The organism is Pseudomonas putida, from assembly GCF_003228315.1.
GTDB lineage: Bacteria > Pseudomonadota > Gammaproteobacteria > Pseudomonadales > Pseudomonadaceae > Aquipseudomonas > Aquipseudomonas putida_S.
In genome coordinates, this window is the sequence record NZ_CP029693.1 from 1,529,030 (window position 1) to 1,551,935 (window position 22,906).

The window sequence follows — 22,906 nt, forward strand, 5'->3', positions numbered from 1 at the left end:
GGCTGCCAGCGTTATCGTTGACGACCATCGCGAGCAGGCTCGCTCCTACAGTGGATCGCGTACAACCAGTTGAAGAGGAAGCGCACAGATGACCCGTCTCACCGCGAAAGACTTTGCCCCGGAACTGCTGGAGCTCTACGACTACTACGCCCACGGCCTGATCAACCGCCGCGAATTTCTCGACCGGGCGGCGCTGTTCACCTTCGGCACCATGACCGCCAGTGCCCTGCTGGCCTCGTTGAGCCCGAACTACGCGCTGGCCGAGCAGGTGGAGTTCACCGACCCGGATATCCTCGCCGAGTACATCACCTACCCGTCTCCCAAGGGCAACGGCAATGTTCGCGGCTACCTGGTGCGCCCGACCAAGGCCACTGGCAAAGTCGGCTCGGTGGTGGTGGTGCATGAAAATCGCGGGTTGAACCCTTACATCGAAGACGTCGCCCGGCGATTGGCCAAGGCCGGTTTCATCGCCCTCGCCCCGGATGGCCTGACGTCGGTCGGCGGCTATCCGGGCAACGACGAGAAAGGCAAGGAGCTGCAGGAAAAGGTCAACCCGGAAAAGCTGATGAACGACTTCTTCGCCGCCGTCGAATGGCTGATGAAACATCCCGAAGGCAGCGGCAAAGTCGGCATCACCGGTTTCTGCTACGGCGGTGGTGTGACCAATGCGGCGGCGGTGGCCTATCCGGAATTGGGCGCCGCCGTGTCGTTCTACGGGCGCCAGCCGGAAGCCAAGGACGTGCCGAGGATCAAGGCACCGCTGATGTTGCATTACGGTGAACTGGATACGCGGATCAACGAGGGCTGGCCGGCGTTTGAGAAGGAATTGAAGGCCGGGGGCAAGACGTATGAAGCGTTTATCTATCCCGGCGTGAACCACGGGTTCCACAATGATTCGACACCGCGTTATGACAAGGCGGCGGCTGAACTGGCGTGGGAGAGGACGTTGGGTTGGTTTCGCAAATACCTGGTTTGATCGGCCAGCAGTACCGGCCTCATCGCGAGCAGGCTCGCTCCTACAATGGATCTTCGTTGCGCACAATCCACTGTAGGAGCGAGCCTGCTCGCGATGGCCATATCAAGGTCAGCGACTACTTCGGCTGTGCCACAGTCCGCAGATACGGCTTCAAGGTCTTGAAGCCATCCGGGTACTTCTTCTTCGCATCCTCATCCGACACCGACGTCGGAATGATCACATCCTCCCCCGGGCGCCAGTTCACCGGCGTGGCCACGGTGTGCTTGGCATTGAGTTGCAGCGAATCGAGCAGACGCAGCACCTCATCGAAATTGCGTCCGGCACTCATCGGATAGATCAGCATCGCCTTGATCTTCTTGTCCGGCCCGACCAGGAACACCGAACGTACAGTGGCGTTGTCCACCGCCGTGCGCGCACCGCCGCTGGCGTTGGGGTGGATCATGTCGTAGAGCTTGGCCACCACCAGGTTTTCGTCGCCGATCAGCGGATAGTTGACGGCTGTGCCCTGGGTTTCGGCGATATCACCAACCCACTTCTCGTGGTCGCTGACCGGGTCGATGCTCAAGCCCAGGATCTTGGTGTTGCGTTTGTCGAACTCCGGCTTGAGCTTGGCCAGATACCCCAGTTCAGTGGTGCAGACCGGGGTGAAATCCTTGGGATGGGAAAACAGGATGGCCCAGCCGTTGCCAATCCATTCGTGAAAATTGATCTTGCCTTCGGTGGTGTCGGCGGTGAAATCCGGTGCTTCGTCGCCTATGCGAATGGCCATGTTCGATCTCCTGGCAGTAAGGTTTATTGGGGAGCGGGTCAGTCAACGCGGACAGTATAGGAGAGCTTTCATGACACGCCGGCCAGTGGTGAAATCGGCATGAAAGCTCGGGTTCAGGCCTATTCCACCAGCGCGATCAGTTGATAACGCTGCGCATCGGTCAGCGCCGGACCGAAGCCCGCCCCGGCGTTCTCCGCCATGTAGCGCGGATTGCCGGTGCCGGGAATGACGCAGGTCACGGCCGAATGCGACAGGAGGAACTTGAGCGCCAGTTGCGGCCAGGTCTTGACCCCGACCTGTGCGGCCCAGCCGGGCAGCGGTTTGTCCTTGAGCCGGCCGAGCAGGCCGCCGCCACCGAACGGCCGGTTGCAGATCACCGCCACGCCGCGTTCCCGGCACAGCGGCAGGATGCGCTTCTCGACACCGCGATCATCCAGGGCGTAGTTGATTTGCAGAAAGTCCAGCGGCTCGGCCTTGAGCACCGCTTCCACTTCCTCATAGGCCGATGGGGTGTAATGGGTGATGCCGATGTAACGGATTCGCCCCTGCTCCTTCATGTGGCGCAAGGTCGGCAGGTGGATCTGCCAGTCCAGCAGGTTGTGGATCTGCATCAGGTCGATGCGGTCGGTCTGCAGCAACTTGAAGGACTGCTCCATCTGCGCAATCCCTTCTTCGCGGCCACGGGTCCACACCTTGGTGGCCAGAAACGCCGGTGAGCGCGGCTCGTGGATCGACAGCAATTCGCCGGTATTTTCTTCCGCGCGACCGTACATCGGCGAGCTGTCGATCACTGTCCCGCCCTTCTCGAACAACGCACGTAGCACCCCGGGCAACTGTTTATAGGCCGGATCTTCAGGGGCGACATCAAAACCGCGATAGGTGCCCAGCCCGACCACCGGCAGGGGCTCGTTGCTCGAAGGAATGGCGCGGGTCTGCATGGTCTTGCCTCCTGTTCCCGTCGCCAGCACGGTTTGCGCAACCGCCGGAGCGAACGTGAGGACCGCCGAAACACCGGCAGCCAGCGTGAGTATTTCCCTGCGGGTCAAACCGTCCGCATGGCTCATGACATCTCCCTCTCCCGTGGTGGCGACGCGGCCCGGCGCGCCTGCTGCCCGGCCAGCCACAGACAGGTCCAGGCCCACACCCCGGCGAATGGCACGATCACCAGCGCCACCAGGCCGAAGCCTGCACCGAGGGCCGTCAAACCGGCGGACAACCAGCCGCTGGCCGCGTCGCCACCACGATAGACCAGGGTCTCGATCACGTTCTTGGCCTTGTACTTCTCCTCGCGGCTGACCACCGTCCACAGCACTTCGCGCGCCGGCCGCACAATGGCGAACTCCAACGCCCGCCGCAGGCCCTGGGCCAGCGCCACCGTGGTCGGCACCGGCGCCAGCGCCATGGCGGCGAAGGCCACGATCGTCGCCAGGGGCATTGCCACCAGCGCCCCGCCGATCCCCACCCAGCGGATCAACGGCGCGGTCAGCAGCAGCTGCAAGGTCAACGTCAGCGCCGAGACGATCAGATCGACCACGGCGAAGAATTGTGTCCTGCTGCCAGTATCAGCGTAGCTGCCAGCGACGATCCGTCCCTGCTCGAAGTACAACAAGGTCGCGGCACTGGTGTGCAGCAGCATGAACAGCACCATCCCCAGCAGGTAGGGAGAGCGCAGGATCAGGGTGATGCCGGCGAGCATGCTGCCGCCCATGCGCCGTTCGTCGATTTGCCGGTTGCCCGACTGTGATTGCGTGCGCGACAGCAACCCGCGATAGCAGCGCACGGCGATTTCCAGCAGCAGCGCCGCCGCCAGGGTCAAGGCCACCGGCCCCAGCCGGGTGGCCATGGTCGCCGCCAGCAACGGCCCGATGAAGGTGCCCAAGGTGCCACCCGCCGCGATGCAACCGAACAGCCGTCGCCCCTGCTCACTGGAAAAGCGGTCGACCAGCACGCTCCAAAAAATCGAGACGATGAACAGGTTGTAGATGCTGATCCAGACGAAAAACACCCGCCCGACCATCACCGGTGCGACGTGATTGGCGATCAGCAGACCGAACACCAGCATCGACACCGCGATCAGGCGGTAGATCAGCGGCACGAAGCGCGTGGCCGGCAATCGCGAGGCCAGCGCGCCGAAGATCGGCACCATCAGCAGCATGACCACGAACGTGGCGGTGAACAGCCACTGCAACTTGTCGGCACCGCCCTCCAGCCCCAGGGCATCGCGCAGCGGCCGAACCAGGTAGTAGCTGGCCAGCACGCAGAAATGGAACGCGAAACCCAAAACGAGGGCCGAACGTTCAGAAGGCCGTACATCAAGCCATTTTGGCAACCTGGGCATCGGTGCCCTCCTTTACCGCCCGCTACACTCTGAAAGCACCCGGAGCCGTCGATGCCGCCCACTAACGTTAGCCGAATGTCCCGAAACCTGGTGTTACTCCTCGTCCTGCTCGCGGCGCTGTACCTGGCGCTGTGCGCGGCGCTGTTCGTGTTTCAGCGCGCGCTCATCTACTACCCGCAACCCCGGACCGACACCTTGGCTCCGCTGCTGAGCCTGGCCGTCGATGATGCGCAGGTGAACGTGTCGACCCGCCCGCACACCGGGCCCAAGGCCCTGATCTATTTCGGTGGTAATGCCGAAGACGTTTCCCGCAGCCTGCCGGCCTTCGCGGCGGCCTTCCCCGACCAAGCGCTGTATTTCCTGCATTACCGAGGTTACGGCGGCAGCAGCGGCTCGCCCTCCGAAGAAGCGCTCGCCCGCGATGCCATGGCCCTGTTCGACAAGGTCTATGCCGATCATCCGCACATCACTGTGCTTGGGCGTAGCCTCGGTTCAGGTGTGGCCGTGCGCCTGGCCAGCGTGCGCCCGGTGGCGAATCTGCTGCTGGTCACGCCTTACAACAGTCTGGAGGAACTGGCTGAACGGCAGTTTCGCTGGTTTCCGGTGCAGTGGTTGCTGACCGATAAATTCGAATCCTGGCGCTATGCCGAACACATCGCGGTGCCGACGAGGTTGATAGCGGCCTCGGATGACGAAGTGATTCCGGCGTCCAGCACCCGGCGGCTGTTCAGTCATTTCCCCGAGGGTGTAGCGACGCTGCAAGTAATTGCGGGCACAGGACACAACTCCATCAGTGACAGCCCCGACTACCTCAAGGCACTGGAAGACCTGTAGGAGCAAGGCTTGCCCGCGATGGCGTCCCTGAGATCGCCATCGCGGGCAAGCCTTGCTCCTACAGAAAAGCGATTCAGGGACGAAAAAAAGCCCGGGCAAGCGCGACCACGCTTCCCGGACCAAGGTTGCTACATGCTCTTTTTAACCCGGCCATCAGAACCGTGGCTTGACCGCCTTCCACTCCGGCTTGTAGCGCTGCATCTGCTTCACGTCATCGCGCTGGCGAATGCCGCAGGTCAGGTACTGGTCGTGCAGCTTGCCCAGTTGATCATGGTCAAGCTCCACGCCCAGCCCGGGCGCACGGGTGATCTTCACGCAGCCATCGACAAACGGCAGCTTGCCGCCCTTGATCACCTCTTCGTCCGGTTCCTGCCACGGGTAATGGGTGTCGCAGGCGTAGTCCAGGTTCGGCACCGAGGCGGCGACATGGGCCATGGCCATCAGGCTGATGCCCAGGTGCGAGTTGGAATGCATCGACACGCCCAAGCCGAAGGTTTCGCACATTTTCGCCAGCGCCTGGGTGTCGCGCAGGCCGCCCCAGTAGTGGTGGTCGGCGAGGACGATCTGCACGCTGTTCTGCGCCACGCTGCGGCGGAACTCGTCGAAGTCGGTGACCACCATGTTGGTTGCCAGCGGCAGGCCGGTGCGCTTGTGCAGCTCGGCCATGCCGTCCAGGCCTGGCGTCGGGTCTTCGTAATACTGCAAGTCATCGCCCAGCAATTCGGCCATGCGAATCGAGGTTTCCAGGGACCAATTGCCGTTCGGATCGATGCGCAGCGGGTAGCCCGGAAAGGCCTTTTTCAGCGCCTTGATGCACGACACCTCATGCTCCGGCGGCAAGGTCCCGGCCTTGAGCTTGATGCTCTTGAAACCGTATTCCTCGATCATCCGCCGCGCCTGGGCGACGATCTGTTCCTCATTGAGTGCCTCGCCCCAATTGTCCGGCTTGTAGGGTGAGTCGACGTGCTGCGCGTATTTGAAGAACAGGTAGGCGCTGAACGGAATCTCGTCACGAATCGCCCCGCCCAGCAGGTCCACCAGCGGCACATTCAAGGAGCGCGCCTGCAGGTCGAGGAACGCCACTTCGAACGCCGAGTAGGCGTTGCTCACCGCTTTGCTGGCATGGGAACCGGGCGCCAGTTCCGCCCCGGCGATACTCGCCGGCTTGTTCGCCGCTACCGTGGCCTGGACGATGGCGCGCAGCTGGTTGAGGTTGAACGGATCCAGGCCGATCAACTGGCTTTGCAGTTGCTGCTGGATCGCCAGTGCCGGGGCGTCGCCGTAGCTTTCACCGAGGCCGATGTAGCCATTGTCGCTCTCGATTTCGATGATCGAACGCAGCGCGAAGGGTTCATGAATGCCGCTGGCATTGAGCAAAGGCGGATCACGGAAGGCGATGGGGGTGACGGTGACACGTGTGATTTTCAAGAGGCTGCTCCCGTTGGATCAGATTTCAGTGCTTGATGACTGAGGGGCTTTTTTTCCAGCGCACCTTCAAGGGCGCTGCCCCGAGGCGAAGTGCGGGCGAAGAAGATCACGATGGCCGCCACCAGCGAGGTCGCCGCCAGGCCATACAGGCCGCCCTCGATGGAACCGGTGGTCTGCTCCAGGAAACCGAAGGTGGTCGGGGCGACGAAGCCGCCGAGGTTGCCGATGGAGTTGATCAGGGCAATCACCGCCGCCGCGATCCGGGCATCCAGATAGCTTTGCGGAATCGGCCAGAACAGTGCCGAGGCCGCCTTGAAGCCGATGGCCGCGAAACAGATGGCGACGAAAGCGAAGATCGGGCCGCCGGTGGTGGACATGAACATGCCGAACGCGGCGATCACCAGCGTCACCGCCACCCACGCCTGCTGGTTTTTCCATTTGCTGGCCATGGCGGCGAAGCCGTACATCGCGACGATGGAGATGATCCACGGAATCGAGTTGAACAGCCCGACCTGGAAGTCGCCGAGGTTGCCCATCTTCTTGATCATGCTCGGCAGCCAGAAAGTGGCGCCGTAAATAGTCAAGGCGATGGAGAAGTAGATGAAGCAGAACAGCGCGATCTGCCGGTCGGCCAGCAACTTGAACATCGATGGCTTGACCGTATGGCTGGCATCGCGAGCCTGCTGCTCCAGCTCGATGGCGGTGGTCAGCGCGGTCTTTTCTTCGTCGCTGAGCCACTTCGCTTGCCGTGGATGGGACTGCAGCCAGAACCAGACGAAACCGCAGAGCACGATGGACGCGAAGCCTTCGATCAGGAACATCCACTGCCAGCCGTGCAGGTTTAGGCCGTTGATGTGCAGCAACGCGCCGGACACCGGACCGGAAATCACTGAGGCGATGGCCGAGCCACTGAGGAATATCGCCATGGCCTTGCCGCGTTCGCTCGAAGGCAGCCATTGGGTGAAGTAATAAATGATGCCGGGGAAGAAACCCGCTTCGGCGGCGCCGAGAATGAAGCGCAGCACGTAGAAACTGGTTTCACCGCGCACGAAGGCCATCGCCATCGCGGCGGCGCCCCAGGTGAACATGATGCGGGTCAGCCAGGCGCGGGCGCCGTAGCGTTGCAACAGCATGTTGGACGGCACTTCGAAGATCGCGTAACCGACGAAAAACAGCCCGGCACCCAGGCCATAGGCCGCAGCGCCGATCCCCAGGTCGGTTTCCATGTGACTGCGCACGAAGCCGATGTTGACCCGGTCGATGTAGTTGACGATGAACATGATCACGAACAGCGGCAGGACGTGACGCTTGACCTTGGCGGCCGCGCGGGCCAGCACATTCGGGTCGGGTGGACTCTGGACGGTATTCAAGGGGCGACTCCCATTCATTGTTTTTTTAGGGATAGCTCTGGGGCTGAGGCCGATGATGGACGCCTGCATTGATCCCGTCTAATCTAACTTGGCATTCGATTGATACCCGGATTAGATCAATGTTCGAACTGACCCAACTGCGCTGCTTCACCACCGTGGCCACGGAACTGAATTTCCGTCGCGCCGCCGAACGCCTGAACATGACCCAGCCACCGCTCAGCCGGCAGATTCAACTGCTGGAACATCACCTGGGGGTCGAGCTGTTCACCCGCAGCACCCGCAGCGTCGCCCTCACTGCCGCTGGCCGGGCGTTCTTCATCGAAGCGCAGAACCTGCTGGAGCGCGCCCAGCAAGCGGCGGTGACCGCACGGCGTTTTGCCGAGGGCGATATCGGTTCCGTCAACATAAGCTTTGTCGGCAGCGCGGTTTACGAGTTCCTGCCCAAGGTCATTGCCGAGGCCCGACTGACCCAGCCCCACGTGAAAATCGATTTGGCGGAAATGAACACCTACCAGCAGCACGAAGCCCTGCGCGCCCGCCGCGTCGACCTGGGCATCGCCCGTGCGCCGCTGCTGGAACCCGGTTACTCCACCGAATGCCTGGTGCGCGAGCCGTTCGTGCTGGCGGTGCCCAGTACCCATCCCCTGGCCACGGCGGCCACGGTGTCAGTGCAGGACCTCGACGCCCAGCCGTTCCTGATGTACTCCCACGTCGCCTACCCGCCCTTCAACGAACTGCTGACCGGCACCCTGCGCTCGGCCCGCGTCGCCCCGGACTACGTGCAATGGCTCGGCTCGTCCCTGACCATCCTCGCCCTGGTCAACGCCGCCATGGGCCTGGCCCTGGTGCCCCGCTGCGCCACCAGCGTGGTGTTCAAGAACGTGGTGTTCCGCGACATCGACCTGGGCGAAGGGGTGCAGAGCGAACTGCACCTGATCTGGCGCGAGAACAACGACAACCCGGCGTTCGCGATGTTGCTGGAGGGAATTCGGCGGGCTGTGCGGGAGGGTTGGGGCTCGTAGTTCACAGATCTCTCGTGCACACATCCCCCTGTAGGAGCGAGCATGCTCGCGATGGTCGTCAACGATTACGCTGGGTACCTGATGCCCCGCGTTGCCCTTGCGTCCATCGCGAGCATGCTCGCTCCTACAGTAGGTGCATGTTCGCCATCGGCTGGTGCACTCAGCCCGGGCACCGCAATAAAAAAGTGCATGCATCAGCCGCTCCAGCACCGCTGACAACCTCAAACGTCCTGACAGCACGGCCTAGCATCTTCTGGCCCGCCCCTTGCAATCACCTCAATCGCAGTCAACGCAGATTGCACCTATACGACAAAGGCGCCGTGTAGCCCCCGTTTCGGACGGAGGGCCGCATGGCGCCTTTTGCATTTGTGGATTGATCAGGTGTTGGCAGGGTGTCGAGGATGGCAGACAAAACCGTACGCAGCGTGTGTCCCTATTGCGGTGTGGGTTGCGGCATCGTCATGCAGGTCGAGGGCAATCGGGTGGTCAAGGTCGTTGGCGACAAGGCCCACCCGACCAATTTCGGTCGCCTGTGCACCAAGGGCACGACCTGCGGGCAGGCGATTGCCGATTCGGGACGGATGGTAAGCGCTTTTTTGCGTCAGGATCGTCATCAACAACCGGCACGCATCGCCATGGACCAGGCCATCAGCGAAACGGCGAGAAAGCTGCGCGGCATTCTTGATACCCACGGGCCCGACGCCCTGTCGTTCTACGTCTCCGGCCAGATGTCGCTGGAAGCGCAGTACCTGATCAACAAACTGGCCAAGGGCTTCGTGCGCACCCACAACATCGAATCCAACTCGCGCCTGTGCATGGCCAGCGCCGGCAGCGGCTACAAGCTGTCGCTCGGTTCCGATGGGCCGCCCGGCTCCTATCAGGACTTCGACAAGGCGGATCTGTTCTTCGTGATCGGCGCCAACATGGCCGACTGTCACCCGATCCTGTTCCTGCGCATGATGGACCGGGTCAAGGCCGGGGCGAAGTTGATCGTGGTCGATCCACGGCGCAGTGCCACGGCGGACAAGGCCGGGCTGTTTCTGCAAATCCGCCCCGGCACCGACCTCGCCTTGCTCAATGGCTTGCTGCACCTGCTGGTGAAAAACGGCCATACCGACCCCGACTTCATCGCGGCGTTCACCGAGGGCTGGGAGGCGATGCCGGGGTTTCTTGAGGACTATCCGCCGGAAAAAGTCGCGCAGATCACTGGCCTTGCCGAGGCGGATATTCGTCAGGCGGCACAATGGATCGGCGAAGCCGCCGAGTGGATGAGCTGCTGGACCATGGGCCTGAACCAGAGCACCCACGGCACCTGGAACACCAACGCCCTGTGCAACCTGCACCTGGCCACCGGCGCCATCTGCCGCCCCGGCAGCGGGCCGTTTTCCCTGACCGGCCAGCCCAATGCCATGGGCGGTCGGGAGATGGGCTACATGGGTCCCGGCCTGCCCGGCCAGCGCTCGGTGCTGGTGGAGTCGGACCGGTTATTCATCGAGGATTTGTGGAACATCCCCGCGGGCAGCCTGCCGCGCGACGCCGGCGGCGGCACCGTGGCGATGTTCGAGGACATGGCTGTCGGCCGGATCAAGGCCTGCTGGATCATCTGCACCAACCCGGTGGCGTCGGCGCCGAACCGACGCAAGGTGATCGAAGGCTTGCAGGCCGCCGAGCTGGTGATCACCCAGGACGCGTTCCTCGACACCGAGACCAATCGCTACGCCGACATCCTGCTGCCCGGTGCACTCTGGGCCGAGGCCGAAGGCGTGATGATCAACTCCGAACGCAACCTGACGCTGATGAACAAGGCCGTCGACGCACCCGGCGACGCCCGGGCGGACTGGCAGATCATTGCCCGGGTGGCATGCGAAATGGGCTTCGCCGAGGCATTCACCTACGCCTCATCCGCCGACGTATTTGAAGAGATCAAACGCGCCTGGAACCCCAGGACCGGTTATGACATTCGCGGCGCGAGCTACGCGCGGCTACAGGAAAAACCGCTGCAATGGCCTTGCGCGGCGGATGACGCCGAAGATCGCAATCCGATTCGCTACCTCAACAATGGCCTGAGCCAGACGCTCAAGATCGAGGCCGATGGCAGCCGCCCGGCCATTGTCTTCGCCACCGAACGCGGCAAGGGCATCTTCCTCGCCCGCCCGCATATGTCGCCTGCGGAAATGCCCGACGAGCAATTCCCCTTCGTGCTCAACACCGGCCGTCTGCAGCACCAGTGGCACACGCTGACCAAGACCGGCAAGGTCGCGACCCTGAATAAGCTCAACCCTGGCCCCTTCATCGAGATTCATCCGGAGGATGCCGCCAATTTCGGCATTCGCGACAAGGATCACGTTGAAGTGCGCTCGGTGCGCGGCAAGGCCGTCCTGCCGGCAGTGGTGACCGACCGGGTACGCCCGGGTAACTGCTTTGCGCCCTTTCACTGGAACGATGTGTTCGGGGAAAACCTGGCGATCAATGCCGTGACCCACGACGCGGTCGACCCGATTTCGCTGCAGCCCGAGTTCAAGTTCTGCGCGGTTGCCCTGCAACGGGTCGAGCTGATCGAGCATCAGTTTCTCGACGTGCCCGCCCCCATCGCCGTCCCGCTTCCCGTTTGTCCTTTGCCTGAGGAACTCGCCATGTCGTCCATCGAGGCGTTTGCCGATATCGCCGGCATCAGTCACCTGCCCTCGCCGAAGCTGAACAATCAGGAGCGCCTGTACCTGGCCGGCTTCGTCAGTGGCCTGCAATCCACGGCGGGTCGGCAGGCCAGTGGCGTGCCTGTCCTGCCCCTCAATGCGCCCATGACCGCCGACACCCGGTTATGGCTGGATGGTGTGTTGGGTGGGCTGTTCAGTCGGATCGATGGCGCGAGTCCGGCACTGGCTGATAGCGGCGAAGTCACCGACTCTGCCCCGGCGGTGACCCTGTTGTGGGCCTCGCAAACAGGCAATGCCGAAGCCTTGGCCGAACGTTTTGCCGCTCGTTTGCGGGACAGCGGTGTCGTCGTCGAACTGAGCGCGATGGCCGATTTTTCCGCCGGTAAACTCGCCGGCGTCCAAACCCTGGCCGTCATCAGCAGCACCTTCGGTGACGGCGATGCACCGGACAACGGCGAAGGTTTCTGGCAGTCCTTGAGCGGGACCGAATCCCGTCTGGAATCCCTGCGTTTTGCGGTGCTCGCGCTGGGTGATCCCAACTATGACCAGTTCTGCCAGCATGGCAAAAAGCTTGATCAGCGCCTGCATGAACTGGGCGCTACCAGGCTGCTTGAGCGGGTCGATTGCGACACCGAATTCGAGGCACGCGCGGATCAGTGGCTGGCTGAATTCCAGCAGGCATTGCTGCCGGTCGAATCAGTAAAGGTGGAACCGTCACTGGTCGCTACCGCCGCGCCTGTGTCGACACCGAGCAAGTCCCAACCCTACGCCTCGCGATTGCTGACCAACCTTCAACTCAACCAGCAGAGTGCCAACAAGGAGACCCGAATGTTTTCCCTGTCGTTGGCTGACTCCGAACTGCAATACGAAGCGGGTGATGCCTTGGGCGTCATTCCCCGCAACTGCCCGGAACTGGTCGCAGAAATGCTGGAGCTGACGCGCTTGAGTGGCAACACAACGGTAGCCGTCGACAAGCTCGGCGAACTGCCGCTGCACAAGGCTCTGACCGAGCACTTTGAAATTGCCCGTCCCAACAGCGACACCCTCGCCTTCATCGCCGAACGCAGCCGCAATCCGGCGATGAAACAGCTGCTGGGCAGCGAACGCAAGGCTGAACTGAAGGACTGGCTATGGGGCCGGCAACTGGCAGACGTGTTGCAGGAATTTCCCGTCGACTGCACCGCTACCGAACTGCTGGGCACCCTCAAGCGCCTGCAACCACGCCTGTATTCCATTTCATCGAGCCCCAAGGCGCACCCGCAGGAAGTGCACCTGACGGTGGCGGCAGTGCGTTATGGCAAGCGCAAGGGCGTGTCCTCGACCTTCCTCGCCGACCGCGCCGAGGACAGCGCCGTTCCTGTTTTCGTCCAGCCGTCGAAGCACTTTCGCACACCGGCTGATGGCGACCTGCCGATGATCATGATTGGCCCCGGCACCGGCGTGGCGCCGTTTCGCGCCTTCCTGCAGGAACGCCGCGCACGGGGTGACAAGGGCAGGAACTGGCTGTTCTTCGGCGAGCAACACGCCGCCACTGATTTCTATTACCGGGACGAACTGCAAGGCATGCAACGCGATGGCCTGCTGACGGAACTCAGCCTGGCGTTTTCCCGTGATCAGGCGCAGAAGATCTACGTGCAGGACCGCATCCGCGAACAGGGTGCCGAGCTGTGGCGCTGGCTACAGGAAGGGGCGCAGTTGTACATCTGCGGGGATGCGACGCACATGGCCAGAGATGTCGACCAGGCGTTGCGCCGGGTGGCCCAGGATCATGGCGGGTTGTGCACCGAAGGCGCCGCGGACTACTGGCGGCAGTTGAGCGAGCAGAAGCGGTATTTGCGGGATGTTTACTGACTGGAGCGGCCTACGATGCAGGCCGCTCCAAAGCCTCAGGCTGGAACGCCGAGGATGATGTGCGAAGCCTTGATCACGGCGGTAGCGCTGACACCGGCTTTCAGGCCCAGCTCAGTCACGGCGTCACGGGTGACGATTGAATACACCTTGGAACCGCCGGCCAGTTCGATCACCACTTCGGCGTTGACCGCACCGTCGGTAACGCTCAGCACTTTGCCTTGCAGGCAGTTGCGAGCCGAGAGGCGGATGTCGCTGGATTCGGTCATCAACATCACCCAAGGCGCCTTGACCAAGGCAACAGCCTCTTTGCCGGCGGCAATCCCCAGGTTGCGGATGCTTTCCATGGTCACCACGGCGACCAGTTGTTCACCGCCCGGCAGGGTCAGGCTGACTTCGGCGTTGACGGCGCCTTCCTGAACCTTGCTGACCTGGCCTTTGAATACGTTGCGTGCACTGACTTTCATGGGGAAGCGTCCTTGTTGACTTTGTGGTTAGATTTTCAACGCATCGTCAACGGTAACGTTGTGTAATAACAACCATAACGCAAACCCAATTCTCCCGGATGCACCCATTCCCTGTAGGAGCTGCCGCAGGCTGCGATCTTTTGATCTTGCGTTTAAAAGATCGCAGCCTCGTTGCACTCGACAGCTCCTACACAGCTCCTACAGGGAGATCGGGTTCAGATCAGCAAATCTTCGTAGAACGCACCGAACGGACGCTCCGGATGGGCGATCTGGATTTCCAGGATCCACAGGCCGGTGTTCGGGTACTGATCCAGATCCCCGAGATCCCCGCCGCGATAAATCGCATGGGGAAAATCGCTGACCCGGTGGCCCTTGATGTCCAGATTCAGCTTCCAGCCCATGGCCTGTGCCTGATCGGCGGCAAAGTCATACAGCGCCACGCCGGACACCCGCTCACTACGCCAGAAACTTTCGACCCGGTCGAACAATTCCTTGGCCGCCGCGGCACAGGCGATCATTTGCGGATCGGCACCGGTGGTGAAGGTCGCGCCGGCATCGCCTTCGTGCCCTTGCCAGACCACGCCCATGTCGATGAAGAAAATGTCCTGCTCCCCCAGTTCGGGGTCGCCTTCGGAACGCTGCTTGAAGGTCTTGAGGGTATTGGCGCCAAAGCGCACCAGCAGCGGGTGCCAGATGCGGTCCATGCCCATCTCTGCCAACACCTCCTTGCCGCGCAACTGCGCCTCGGACTCGCGCATGCCGGGGGTGATGACCCGGGCAATGCGCTCGATGGCCTCCCAGGTCATCTGCTGGGCGTGACGCATGGTTTCCAGCTGATAACGCTCACCAACCGCTTCTTTGTTGCTCAAGACCGTACTCATCAATCATTCCCTGTTTTTAGTAGGTGCAGGCCAAACGCTATATAGCTTTTTATATTGCGACACCCCCGCCAACAAACGCAATCCATTGTAGGAGCGAGCCTGCTCGCGAAGACGGAGTGTCAGTCGACATCAGTGCTGACTGATAGACCGCTTTCGCGAGCAGGCTCGCTCCCACAGGTTTTGCATCGCCCACCCGCTTCAATCCACACAAAAACCTGTGGGAGCAAGGCTTGCCCGCGATGAGGCCCGCACATTCAGCCGAGAAATCGACCACTGATCCGACAATTTGCCTTCGCCCAATAAAAACATATTTTCATGCTTTAATTGATATTGTCATCTCAACCAACACGAGGGTGCCGTCATGAACATCAAGATACTGGCTCTGATCCTGCTGGCCTTCTGCGCACAACCGGCCTGGAGCGCCACACCCGCTGCTTCCCCCACCGCCGACAGCGCGGCGTTGACCACGCGTCTGGCGCTGCGTGATTTGTGGGGCGAGCACATTTTCTGGATCAGGACCTACGCACAGGCCAACCAGGCCGGCGATCAGAAACAGGCCAAGGTCGCGGCCGATCAGGTGGTCGCCAACGCCACCCAAATCGCCAACAGCATCGCCCCGCTCTACGGCCAGCCAGCGGCTGACCAACTGCTCAAACTGCTGGCCGGTCACTGGGGCGCGGTGAAACACTACAGCGATGCCACGGTGGCCAAGGACGCCAAGGGCAAACAAGCCGCCGTCACCGACTTGACCAGCAATGCCAAGGCCATTGCGGCGTTCCTGGCCAAGGCCAACCCGAACTTGCCGGAAGCGACGCTGGTGAACATGCTGGCAGCCCACGGCGGCCACCACATTGCGCAGATCGATGAATTCGCCGCCCATAACTATGCTGGCGAAGCCAAGACCTGGGACATGATGCGCGAGCACATCCTGGCACTGGCCGACGCGTTGACCGCTGCGCTGGTCAAACAATTCCCCGACAAATTCTGAGGACGCCACATGCTGGAAGGACTGGGCCGAACACAGCAGGACTTGCTCAATGCATTGCTGCACCATGCCGGCGGCATGAGCATTGACGAGTTGGCCGAGCACCTGGCGGTCACGCGCACGGCGATTCGCCAACACCTGGCGGCGTTGGAGCGTGATGGCCTGGTGCTGCGCGGCGAGACCCGGCCGACGGGGCGGCGGCCGGAGCAACTGTATCGGCTCACTGACCACGCCCGGGAACAATTCCCGCGCCAGTATCAGTTGCTGGCCAGCGCGCTGATCGATGAAGTGGCCGACATCATCGGCCCCGAGGCGCTGGCCACGCTGATGCGCAGCCTGGGCCGCAAACTGGCCCAGGACCGCGAACAGCAGGTCGTCGACGAAGCGAAGATCGTCCAGCACATGAATGAAGCGGGCTACGAGGCCGAGGTGTTCTTTCGCTCGGCGGGCGATGCGCAGATCGTCGCCCACAACTGCGTGTTCCACCGCCTGGCCGCGGCCCATCCGGTGGTCTGCGAGCTGGACCTGGCCTTGATCGGCACCCTGGGCGGCGCCGATGTCGAACACAGTGAATGCATGGTGCGTGGCGGGCATGTCTGTCGTTTCAAATTGCGCCCGAGTGAGCCTGCGCAGGACACTGAACCCGAAATCCATTGACGGAAAAAATCCCCCCTCCGCTGCGTTCGTCGGATACGCAGCGCCATCGGCAAATCTCCCCGGCAGCCTCTTGAACTAGTTGGTGGGCGCCAGTCTAAGAGCGGCAAATAACGCTTCCCAAACCGTTGTCATCTCACTTCGAGTTGCCGCCCCATGCGCCAAACCGCTCTCGCCTTGCGCTTCACTTCGCTGTGCCTGTTGACCTCCCTTCCCCTCTTTGCAGCCCCCGCCCATGCCGGTGCGGAGCGCCAACTGGTGGACGCCATCAACGATTACCGCGCCCACCCCGAAGGCTGCGGCCGCCGCCCCGCTCAACGACTGTCTCCCCTGGCGCTCAAATCCAATCTGGCGTTGCCGGTGGGTTATGGCGGCGCCATGCGCGAGAGGTTAAAGGCGTCGGGCTATCAGGCGGTGGCGGTGCGCAGTATTCGCGTGGTGGGCGCGCAGGATGCCGACGACGCCTTCGACCTGCTGCAGGAAGAACATTGCTCCGCCCTGCTGGACAGCCAGTACAGCGACGTCGGCGTCAGCCGCAGCCGTGGCGAATGGCAAGTGGTACTGGCAAAGCCGGTGCTGGACAGCCAGATGGCGGACGGCCGATCGGTTGCCAAAAGCTTGCTCGCGCAAGTCAACGCCGCCCGGGCCAAACCGCGCATGTGTGGTCGCCAGCGCTTCGCCGCCGCCCGGCCACTGGCCTGGAACCCCAACCTGGGCGCCGCCGCCCAAGGCCACAGCAAAGCCATGGCCTACGGCAACTACTTCGCCCACGAAGACCCGGATGGCGACATGCCGGCGGATCGGGCACGGGCCGCCGGTTACCGGGGCCGGCAGATCGGCGAAAACATCGCCGCCGGCCAGGGCTCACCGAGCAAGGCCATGGCCGGCTGGCTGGCGAGCCCCGGGCATTGCGCGAACTTGATGAACCCGATGTTTACCCAGGTGGGTGCGGGGTTTGCGACGCAGGCGCGTAGTGATGAGGGGGTTTACTGGACCATGTTGTTCGGGGCGCCTTGAGAAAAGATCGCAGCCTGCGGCAGCTCCTACACGTCCGGTGTTCGTCGCAATGTGAACACGGTCCTCTGTAGGAGCTGCCGCAGGCTGCGATCTTTTGCTCTTCAACCCAACAAACTCCCCTACTTGACCAACCGCGTCTCCTTCGAAGGCCGATACCCAAAGTACGAGCTGTAGCACTTGCTGAAATGACTCGGCGACACAAAACCACAAGCCACCGATACCTCAACAATGCTCAACGAAGTGTGCTGCAACAACCGCCGTGCCTCGGTGATGCGCAAGTCCATGTAATAGCGCTGCGGCGTGGTGCCCAGTTGTTCCTTGAACAGCCGCTCGATCTGCCGGCGGGAGCGGCCGGCGTATTCGCAGAGTGCTTCCATTTCCAGCGGTTCTTCAAGGTTGGCGTCCATCAGGTTGATCACTTCGCGCAGCGGGCCGCAGACCGAGGCGTTCAACGAGGGTTTGATGCGCCGGTAACGGGAGGCTTCGAACGCCAGGATGTCTTCGATGCCGTCGGTCAAGGCCTTGTCGTGCAGCCCGCGGATCCACTCCAGCGCCATATAGAAAGTGCCATTCGGGCTGGAGGCGGTCATGCGATCGCGGTCCACCACATAGGCTTCGCTGGTGACCTGGGTCATTTTGGCGATTTCCGCCAGCGCCGGGCGATGTTCGGGGTGGATCGCACAGCGATAGCCGTCAAGCAAACCGGCGCGTCCGAGGAACCAGGCGCCGTTCCACACCCCGGCCAGGGTCACGCCCTGCTCGGCGGCGTCCTGCAAAAGATTGATCAACGCTTCATCGGCCTTGAGTGCGGTGCGATAGCCGCCACACACCACCAGCAAGTCCAGTTCCTGAATTTCGGCGTGACTCAGGCAAGCGTCGGGACGGATCACCAGGCCCAGATCGCTGATCACTTCCCCTTCGGCCAGGCCAAAGGTTTTGCTGGAAAACAGCTCGGGGCGCAGCAGGTTGGCCGTGACCACCGTGTCCAACGCCTGGGTGAACGCCGGCAAGGAAAAATGCTCCAGCAGCAGAAACCCCGCGCGGGCGCGCACGGACTGGCCTTCATGCTCATTGAGGTAGCGCAGGTTCTTGCCCTTCATGCCACCGCTGAACTGACGTCGCTCTACCAACGCGTGCCTCTTTTTGTCTGGATGAAGTACATAGGGTTAAACGCCTTGAGAACTGACTTTGCCGCTCTGTTTACGCATATTGAAACCCGTTAGCAATACTGCACTTCAGACAACCGATCACCCGGTTGTCTGAAGATTGTCAGGAAAGTGCCAAACCTCAAGCCGGCCGACGCACCACCCTCACCTTCCCGCTGTTGCCACCGCCACAGAAAAACCGCTCGCCGCCGTCGGACTCAAGCCCCGACACGCCAATGCCGGCGGGCAACTTCAGGCTCTCCAGCACTTCGCCGGTGCGCGAATCGACCCGGCGCAATTCACTCTCCTCGCCTTCCCAGGTGCCATGCCACAGCGCGCCCTCGACCCAGGTCACACCCGTAACAAAGCGGTTGGACTCCAGGGTTCGCAGGATCGCGCCGCTTTCCGGATCGATCCGGTGGATCTTGCGCTCGCGATACTCGCCCACCCACAGCGAACCTTCGGCCCAGGTCAGCCCGGAATCGTTGCCGCCGCCGGGCGCCGGAATCGTCGAGAGGACCTTGCCGGTTTGCGGGTCGATTTTCTGGATGCGGTCCTCGGCAATCTGGAACAGGTGCTTGCCATCGAACGCAGTGCCGGCGTGGGCGGCGACATCGATCGAGCGCACAGGCTGGCCCTTGTCAGGGTCCAGGGCATTGAGTTTTTCGCCGCTGGCAAACCAGACCTGGCGACCGTCCCAGGTCAGACCGTGTACGTGATCGATCCCTTCGAAGGGACCGTATTCACGGAGAATTTCAGCTGCTGACTGTTTCATTTCGGTGTTCCTCGCAAGGGGTTGGTGGCGTTCATCCTAGCCACCGGGCAGCGGCACCGGGAGTAACAAGGTCGTCGCGAAACCGGGCACCGACGGCGTCAGCCAACGCCGCGCCCGGCCCTGTCCGAACGACTGCACCTTGCCCTGCGCCGCCAGCGTATCGAGGGCTCGCTGCACGGTGCGCTGGCTGCTGCGGAGCGCCAACGCCAACGCCGAACTCGACCAGGACTCGCCATCGCTGAGCAAGGCGAACAGCGCCGCGAACTTTTCCTCGACCGGGGGTGTGAGCAGCACGACGTCGGGGGATGTCTGCGAGACCAAGGCAAATCCGCGCTTGGTGGCAGTGATACCGGCCAGGGGCTTGAGCGCCACGCGCAGTCGTCCGATTTCAACCCGCAGGCGGGCGCGGTGGGATTCGTCACTGAGTTTCAGGCGGAAGGCCCGGGCGATGAGCGTTTCGCGCGGCACATCGTTGGGCCAGGCTTCGGCCAGCGCACGCACGAGGATGAACAGGATGGGGCGGGTCGCCAGCGACACCGACATGCCGGCGCCGCGCACGACGTAGCGGCAGGCGTCCACCACCAGTGATGTCGAGGCGAGCAGCGCTTCTACATCCTCCAGCGACAGCGGCCGTTGTTGGCCCTGAACGATCAGTTGCGCGGCGGGGCTATCAAGCTGTTGTACGGCGCTGTCCACCTCCGCGAGCAAGGCGGGAATCGCCGACTGCCGCGCGGCGACTTCGGCCCTGACCAAAGCGGCGCGAGCAGCCTGGGATTGCAGGTGACGCATGGCGATGCCCGCCGCCACCAGTTCGTGGGTGGCCCGCAGTGGCATCGGCAAGGTGGCCGGGTCCAGTTGCGCGAGTTTTTCCTGCGCCTCGTTGAGCTGCCCGATCAACAGCAAGCGGCGGATATCCAGATAACGCGCGTGGGCCGCGTTGACCCAATCGCCATGCGCCTCCAGCGTTTCTCGCGCCGCCTCCAGAGCCTGCACCGGCCAGCCAAGCTCTCTTGATGCCAGCGCGATCTCGGCCTCGGCGACCATGCAGCGTGCCCGAGCCATCGTTTCCCTCGGCCCGAACGCCCTTGCCGCCCGCCGCACCAGCTCCCTGGCTCGCACCAGATCGCCCAGCTGCGCCATGGCAATCCCGCGCAACGCCAGCGCCGGCGCGTCCTCACGCAACGCCACCCGATCCAGCGCCCCCAGCGGATCCCCCGCCGCCAACGCCTGGGCGGCGGCGGTGATCAGCGAGTCCATTGCGGTCCTGCCATGGGAATGACTCCTGGGATGGGTGGCTGCTATTGAGTTTATCTCAGGGTGGTTGCGGCGCCTGGTCTGACGCCATCGCGGGCAAGCCCAGCTCCCACAGGTATGCGAAACCTGTGGGAGCTGGGCTTGCCCGCGATGAACGATGACGCGCTTGATCTGATACACCACGGTACCAGAGCACCAACAGCGTCTATCCTGTCACCTCGCCCCCCCAAAAAAACTGCAAAGCTGCCGGGAGTAACGCCATGAACACCTATCAGCCCGTGAACTGCGACCTGTACGACTATCTGGAAATCGCTTGCCTGCGCGGCTACCGGCTGGATATCGAATTGAGGGACGGCGCACGCCTGACCGCCAAGGCACTGACGACGCGCACTGCCAGCAGCAAGGAGGAGTTTCTCCTGCTGGAAACGGCCGACGGCCAGCAGGAAGTCCGTCTGGACCAACTGCTGGCCATCACACCGCTGGATGCCAATGCGCAGTTCGGCCGGGTGGCGTTTTCCGATGCGATCTGCACCTTCTGATACCCACGGCCCTGTAGGAGCTGCCGCAGGCTGCGATCTTTTGATTTTTAAAAACAAGATCAAAAGATCGCAGCCTGCGGCAGCTCCTACAGGGGTTGCTCAAACCAGTGACATGCCACCGTCCACAAGCAACTCAATGCCATTGACAAAGGAACTGTCGCTGGACGCCAGGTAAAGCGCCGCCTGCGCCAGTTCATTGGCCTCGCCCACGCGCCCTGCCGGAATCATGTCCGCCAGCATCTTCATGAACCCCGGACGCTGATCTTCCGATACCCCCATTTTGCCAATGATCGCCGTATCCACCGGGCCGGGGCTCAGCACGTTGACGCGGATCCTGCGCATGCGCAGTTCCAGCGCCCAGTTGCGCGCAAACGCCGCGATGGCCGCTTTGGATCCGGCGTACACCGCGTGGCCTTCGAACACTTTGGTGGCGGCCAGGGAGTTGGTCAGAATGACGCTGGCACCATCGCGCAACACGGGTGTGATCGCCTGAACGCCGAAAAATACTCCGCGGGTGTTGATGTTGAATTGCGCATCGAACGCCTCTGGCGTGACCTGCTGCGAGGGCGTCGGGGTGACGATTCCGGCATTGGCCATGTAGATGTCCAGCGCCCCGAATCGCTCGCGCACCTGTTCGGCCACGTCGGCATGATGTTCGAGGCTGGCGACATCGCCCTGGATGCCGATGGCGCCATGCCCGATCTGGCGCACGGCCTCGTCCAGAATCTCCTGGCGCCGGGCGGTGATGATCACCTGTGCGCCCTGTTCGGCGAACAGACAGGCCGAGGCCAGACCGATCCCGCTATTGCCGCCGGTGATCACCGCGACCTTTCCTTCAAGACGTTGCATGTGCTGACTCCGCTGGTTGAAAGCGCGCAGTATCATGTCCGCCCATTGCGCCAAACAGTCCTGAAAACGGCACATCAGTTGTGCCCTGGAGTCACACCATGTCGAGCCTGTTGAACCAGTCGGCCAGCTTGATTGCCTTTGTCCGCGCGGTCGAAGCCGGTTCGTTCAGCGCTGCGGCGCGTAACGCCGGCACCACGCCTTCGGCCATTTCAAAGAGCATCGCGCGGCTGGAAGCGGAGCTGAATGCCAAGCTGTTCCGCCGCTCCACACGGATGCTCAGCCTGACGCCCGAGGGTCAGGCGTTTTTCGAGCGCGTTGCGCCACTGTTGCAGGCCATTGATGACAGCGCCGATGCCCTGCGCCACACCGGCGGTGCCCGGGGTCATTTGCGGGTCAGCATGCCCAGTGAAATCGGGCGATTGCTGATGCCGCGAATTCACTCGGTGTTCCTCGCCGATCACCCGCAGGTGGAGCTGGACCTGACCCTGGTCGATCATCGTGTCGAACTGATTCGCGAGGGTTACGACGTGATCTTTCGCGTCGGCAGCCTGGCCGACAGCGACCTCAAAAGCCGCACCCTGGCCCAGCTCGACATGGCGCTGGTGGCGTCCCCGGCGTTTCTCGATCAATGGGGCAATCCCTCGTCCATCGACCAATTGCGTGCCCTGCCCTTTGTGCGTTATCAGCTCAATGGCCACACCCTGCCCATCGTTTTCGCCAACGGAGAAACCTTGGTGGCACGCGGGCGCATCGGGCTTGATTCGGGGTTCGGCCTGCGGGCTGCGGTACTGGAAGGGATGGGCGTCGCTTATTTGATGAAGTGCACGGTGCAGCAGGATCTGGATCGGGGTGATCTGCTGCAGGTGCTGCCCGAGGAAAAACTGCCAGCGCGGGCGATCCATTCGCTGCATGCGTTTGGCACGTTGACGCCGATTCGGATCAAGTTGTTTGCCGATTTTGTACAGCAAGAGTTGTTGCGACTGAACGAAGATTGACGGTCCAGCACCACCCAATCTGTAGGAGCTGTCGAGCGAAGCGAGGCTGCGATCTTTTGACCTTCAAAAGCAAAATCAAAAGATCGCAGCCTGCGGCAGCTCCTAC

21 protein-coding genes are annotated in these 22,906 nt (G+C 62.4%); 10 read left to right on the forward strand and 11 right to left on the reverse strand.

The genetic code is table 11. The features are described 5' to 3' along the window. The first annotated feature begins 88 nt into the window (after nucleotides 1–88). The gene (yghX, locus tag DKY63_RS06820; protein ID WP_110963402.1) at nucleotides 89–976 is read left to right on the forward strand and encodes a YghX family hydrolase; all 888 of its coding nucleotides are present in this window, start codon (nucleotides 89–91) and stop codon (nucleotides 974–976) included. Nucleotides 977–1,091: 115 nt separating this feature from the next. On the opposite strand, the gene DKY63_RS06825 is transcribed toward yghX, so the two are convergent. The 3 genes from DKY63_RS06825 to DKY63_RS06835 all read right to left on the reverse strand — a co-directional run bounded on the left by DKY63_RS06825 (nucleotide 1,092) and on the right by DKY63_RS06835 (nucleotide 4,083). Then, nucleotides 1,092–1,745, reverse strand: a complete 654-nt coding sequence (locus DKY63_RS06825) for a peroxiredoxin (RefSeq protein ID WP_110963403.1) — start codon at nucleotides 1,743–1,745, stop codon at nucleotides 1,092–1,094. A gap of 119 nt (nucleotides 1,746–1,864) precedes the next feature. Then, on the reverse strand, nucleotides 1,865–2,809 hold the full coding sequence (locus DKY63_RS06830) for an aldo/keto reductase (protein WP_204354306.1): 945 nt from the start codon (nucleotides 2,807–2,809) through the stop codon (nucleotides 1,865–1,867). Next, on the reverse strand, nucleotides 2,806–4,083 hold the full coding sequence (locus DKY63_RS06835; protein ID WP_110963404.1) for an NTP/NDP exchange transporter: 1,278 nt from the start codon (nucleotides 4,081–4,083) through the stop codon (nucleotides 2,806–2,808). Before DKY63_RS06835 ends, DKY63_RS06830 begins: the two co-directional genes overlap by 4 nt. A 51-nt stretch (nucleotides 4,084–4,134) precedes the next feature. Here DKY63_RS06835 and DKY63_RS06840 point away from each other — a divergent pair, with 51 nt between their 5' ends. Continuing rightward, a complete protein-coding gene (locus DKY63_RS06840) occupies nucleotides 4,135–4,917 on the forward strand; it encodes an alpha/beta hydrolase (RefSeq protein ID WP_110963405.1) in 783 nt (260 codons plus the stop codon). A gap of 153 nt (nucleotides 4,918–5,070) precedes the next feature. Here the strand turns inward: DKY63_RS06840 and DKY63_RS06845 are convergent, their stop codons facing one another. Both DKY63_RS06845 and DKY63_RS06850 read right to left on the reverse strand, forming a co-directional pair. Further along, on the reverse strand, nucleotides 5,071–6,345 hold the full coding sequence (locus DKY63_RS06845) for a glucarate dehydratase family protein (protein WP_110963406.1): 1,275 nt from the start codon (nucleotides 6,343–6,345) through the stop codon (nucleotides 5,071–5,073). Continuing rightward, nucleotides 6,342–7,715, reverse strand: a complete 1,374-nt coding sequence (locus DKY63_RS06850; RefSeq protein WP_110963407.1) for an MFS transporter — start codon at nucleotides 7,713–7,715, stop codon at nucleotides 6,342–6,344. Before DKY63_RS06850 ends, DKY63_RS06845 begins: the two co-directional genes overlap by 4 nt. 119 nt (nucleotides 7,716–7,834) lie before the next feature. Here DKY63_RS06850 and DKY63_RS06855 point away from each other — a divergent pair, with 119 nt between their 5' ends. Together DKY63_RS06855 and DKY63_RS06860 are read left to right on the forward strand one after the other, a co-directional pair. Beyond that, nucleotides 7,835–8,737, forward strand: a complete 903-nt coding sequence (locus DKY63_RS06855) for a LysR family transcriptional regulator (RefSeq protein ID WP_110963408.1) — start codon at nucleotides 7,835–7,837, stop codon at nucleotides 8,735–8,737. Between the two features lie 401 nt (nucleotides 8,738–9,138). Beyond that, complete coding sequence (locus DKY63_RS06860) at nucleotides 9,139–13,242, forward strand: bifunctional nitrate reductase/sulfite reductase flavoprotein subunit alpha (protein WP_110963409.1); 4,104 nt, start codon at nucleotides 9,139–9,141, stop codon at nucleotides 13,240–13,242. A 35-nt stretch (nucleotides 13,243–13,277) separates the two neighbouring features. Here the strand turns inward: DKY63_RS06860 and DKY63_RS06865 are convergent, their stop codons facing one another. Both DKY63_RS06865 and DKY63_RS06870 read right to left on the reverse strand, forming a co-directional pair. Next, nucleotides 13,278–13,706, reverse strand: coding sequence for a TOBE domain-containing protein (locus DKY63_RS06865; protein WP_110963410.1), 429 nt, complete (start codon nucleotides 13,704–13,706; stop codon nucleotides 13,278–13,280). A 215-nt stretch (nucleotides 13,707–13,921) separates the two neighbouring features. After that, nucleotides 13,922–14,587 carry a M24 family metallopeptidase gene (locus DKY63_RS06870; RefSeq protein WP_110963411.1) on the reverse strand — a complete coding sequence of 222 codons (666 nt, stop codon included), beginning with the start codon at nucleotides 14,585–14,587 and terminating at the stop codon, nucleotides 13,922–13,924. Nucleotides 14,588–14,948: 361 nt separating this feature from the next. Between DKY63_RS06870 and DKY63_RS06880 the strand changes: the two genes are divergently transcribed. From DKY63_RS06880 to DKY63_RS06890, 3 genes are all read left to right on the forward strand, one after another. Next, nucleotides 14,949–15,575 (forward strand): hypothetical protein, encoded by a 627-nt coding sequence (locus DKY63_RS06880; RefSeq protein WP_110963413.1) that lies wholly within the window; start codon nucleotides 14,949–14,951, stop codon nucleotides 15,573–15,575. A 9-nt stretch (nucleotides 15,576–15,584) separates the two neighbouring features. Further along, nucleotides 15,585–16,229, forward strand: a complete 645-nt coding sequence (locus tag DKY63_RS06885; RefSeq protein WP_110963414.1) for a helix-turn-helix transcriptional regulator — start codon at nucleotides 15,585–15,587, stop codon at nucleotides 16,227–16,229. A 153-nt stretch (nucleotides 16,230–16,382) separates the two neighbouring features. Continuing rightward, a complete protein-coding gene (locus DKY63_RS06890; RefSeq protein WP_110963415.1) occupies nucleotides 16,383–17,243 on the forward strand; it encodes a CAP domain-containing protein in 861 nt (286 codons plus the stop codon). A gap of 119 nt (nucleotides 17,244–17,362) precedes the next feature. On the opposite strand, the gene DKY63_RS06895 is transcribed toward DKY63_RS06890, so the two are convergent. The 3 genes from DKY63_RS06895 to DKY63_RS06905 all read right to left on the reverse strand — a co-directional run bounded on the left by DKY63_RS06895 (nucleotide 17,363) and on the right by DKY63_RS06905 (nucleotide 20,225). Next, nucleotides 17,363–18,373 carry a GlxA family transcriptional regulator gene (locus tag DKY63_RS06895; RefSeq protein WP_204354307.1) on the reverse strand — a complete coding sequence of 337 codons (1,011 nt, stop codon included), beginning with the start codon at nucleotides 18,371–18,373 and terminating at the stop codon, nucleotides 17,363–17,365. A gap of 157 nt (nucleotides 18,374–18,530) precedes the next feature. Then, on the reverse strand, nucleotides 18,531–19,163 hold the full coding sequence (locus DKY63_RS06900) for a PQQ-binding-like beta-propeller repeat protein (RefSeq protein WP_110963416.1): 633 nt from the start codon (nucleotides 19,161–19,163) through the stop codon (nucleotides 18,531–18,533). Between the two features lie 36 nt (nucleotides 19,164–19,199). Then, nucleotides 19,200–20,225 (reverse strand): helix-turn-helix domain-containing protein, encoded by a 1,026-nt coding sequence (locus DKY63_RS06905; protein ID WP_239499381.1) that lies wholly within the window; start codon nucleotides 20,223–20,225, stop codon nucleotides 19,200–19,202. Here DKY63_RS06905 and DKY63_RS32625 point away from each other — a divergent pair. Both DKY63_RS32625 and DKY63_RS06910 read left to right on the forward strand, forming a co-directional pair. Continuing rightward, a complete protein-coding gene (locus tag DKY63_RS32625) occupies nucleotides 20,206–20,442 on the forward strand; it encodes a hypothetical protein (RefSeq protein ID WP_239499382.1) in 237 nt (78 codons plus the stop codon). The two genes, DKY63_RS06905 and DKY63_RS32625, sit on opposite strands and share 20 nt — an antisense overlap. A 235-nt stretch (nucleotides 20,443–20,677) precedes the next feature. After that, nucleotides 20,678–20,956 carry a Rho-binding antiterminator gene (locus tag DKY63_RS06910; RefSeq protein ID WP_110963418.1) on the forward strand — a complete coding sequence of 93 codons (279 nt, stop codon included), beginning with the start codon at nucleotides 20,678–20,680 and terminating at the stop codon, nucleotides 20,954–20,956. 99 nt (nucleotides 20,957–21,055) lie between these two features. Here the strand turns inward: DKY63_RS06910 and DKY63_RS06915 are convergent, their stop codons facing one another. Next, nucleotides 21,056–21,805, reverse strand: a complete 750-nt coding sequence (locus DKY63_RS06915; protein ID WP_110967868.1) for an SDR family oxidoreductase — start codon at nucleotides 21,803–21,805, stop codon at nucleotides 21,056–21,058. 98 nt (nucleotides 21,806–21,903) lie between these two features. Between DKY63_RS06915 and DKY63_RS06920 the strand changes: the two genes are divergently transcribed. Continuing rightward, nucleotides 21,904–22,800: a LysR family transcriptional regulator gene (locus DKY63_RS06920; protein ID WP_110963419.1), complete on the forward strand. Its 897-nt coding sequence runs from the start codon at nucleotides 21,904–21,906 to the stop codon at nucleotides 22,798–22,800. Nucleotides 22,801–22,906: the final 106 nt, after the last annotated feature.

What these genes read in the sequence shown, in the direction of transcription:
- yghX (WP_110963402.1), top strand. Translation starts at nt 89, where the DNA reads ATGACCCGTCTCACCGCGAAAGACTTTGCCCCGGAACTGCTGGAGCTC.
- DKY63_RS06825 (WP_110963403.1), bottom strand. Translation starts at nt 1,745, where the DNA reads ATGGCCATTCGCATAGGCGACGAAGCACCGGATTTCACCGCCGACACC.
- DKY63_RS06830 (WP_204354306.1), bottom strand. Translation starts at nt 2,809, where the DNA reads ATGAGCCATGCGGACGGTTTGACCCGCAGGGAAATACTCACGCTGGCT.
- DKY63_RS06835 (WP_110963404.1), bottom strand. Translation starts at nt 4,083, where the DNA reads ATGCCCAGGTTGCCAAAATGGCTTGATGTACGGCCTTCTGAACGTTCG.
- DKY63_RS06840 (WP_110963405.1), top strand. Translation starts at nt 4,135, where the DNA reads ATGCCGCCCACTAACGTTAGCCGAATGTCCCGAAACCTGGTGTTACTC.
- DKY63_RS06855 (WP_110963408.1), top strand. Translation starts at nt 7,835, where the DNA reads ATGTTCGAACTGACCCAACTGCGCTGCTTCACCACCGTGGCCACGGAA.
- DKY63_RS06860 (WP_110963409.1), top strand. Translation starts at nt 9,139, where the DNA reads ATGGCAGACAAAACCGTACGCAGCGTGTGTCCCTATTGCGGTGTGGGT.
- DKY63_RS06865 (WP_110963410.1), bottom strand. Translation starts at nt 13,706, where the DNA reads ATGAAAGTCAGTGCACGCAACGTATTCAAAGGCCAGGTCAGCAAGGTT.
- DKY63_RS06870 (WP_110963411.1), bottom strand. Translation starts at nt 14,587, where the DNA reads ATGAGTACGGTCTTGAGCAACAAAGAAGCGGTTGGTGAGCGTTATCAG.
- DKY63_RS06880 (WP_110963413.1), top strand. Translation starts at nt 14,949, where the DNA reads ATGAACATCAAGATACTGGCTCTGATCCTGCTGGCCTTCTGCGCACAA.
- DKY63_RS06885 (WP_110963414.1), top strand. Translation starts at nt 15,585, where the DNA reads ATGCTGGAAGGACTGGGCCGAACACAGCAGGACTTGCTCAATGCATTG.
- DKY63_RS06890 (WP_110963415.1), top strand. Translation starts at nt 16,383, where the DNA reads ATGCGCCAAACCGCTCTCGCCTTGCGCTTCACTTCGCTGTGCCTGTTG.
- DKY63_RS06900 (WP_110963416.1), bottom strand. Translation starts at nt 19,163, where the DNA reads ATGAAACAGTCAGCAGCTGAAATTCTCCGTGAATACGGTCCCTTCGAA.
- DKY63_RS32625 (WP_239499382.1), top strand. Translation starts at nt 20,206, where the DNA reads ATGCAGCGTGCCCGAGCCATCGTTTCCCTCGGCCCGAACGCCCTTGCC.
- DKY63_RS06905 (WP_239499381.1), bottom strand. Translation starts at nt 20,225, where the DNA reads ATGGCTCGGGCACGCTGCATGGTCGCCGAGGCCGAGATCGCGCTGGCA.
- DKY63_RS06910 (WP_110963418.1), top strand. Translation starts at nt 20,678, where the DNA reads ATGAACACCTATCAGCCCGTGAACTGCGACCTGTACGACTATCTGGAA.
- DKY63_RS06915 (WP_110967868.1), bottom strand. Translation starts at nt 21,805, where the DNA reads ATGCAACGTCTTGAAGGAAAGGTCGCGGTGATCACCGGCGGCAATAGC.
- DKY63_RS06920 (WP_110963419.1), top strand. Translation starts at nt 21,904, where the DNA reads ATGTCGAGCCTGTTGAACCAGTCGGCCAGCTTGATTGCCTTTGTCCGC.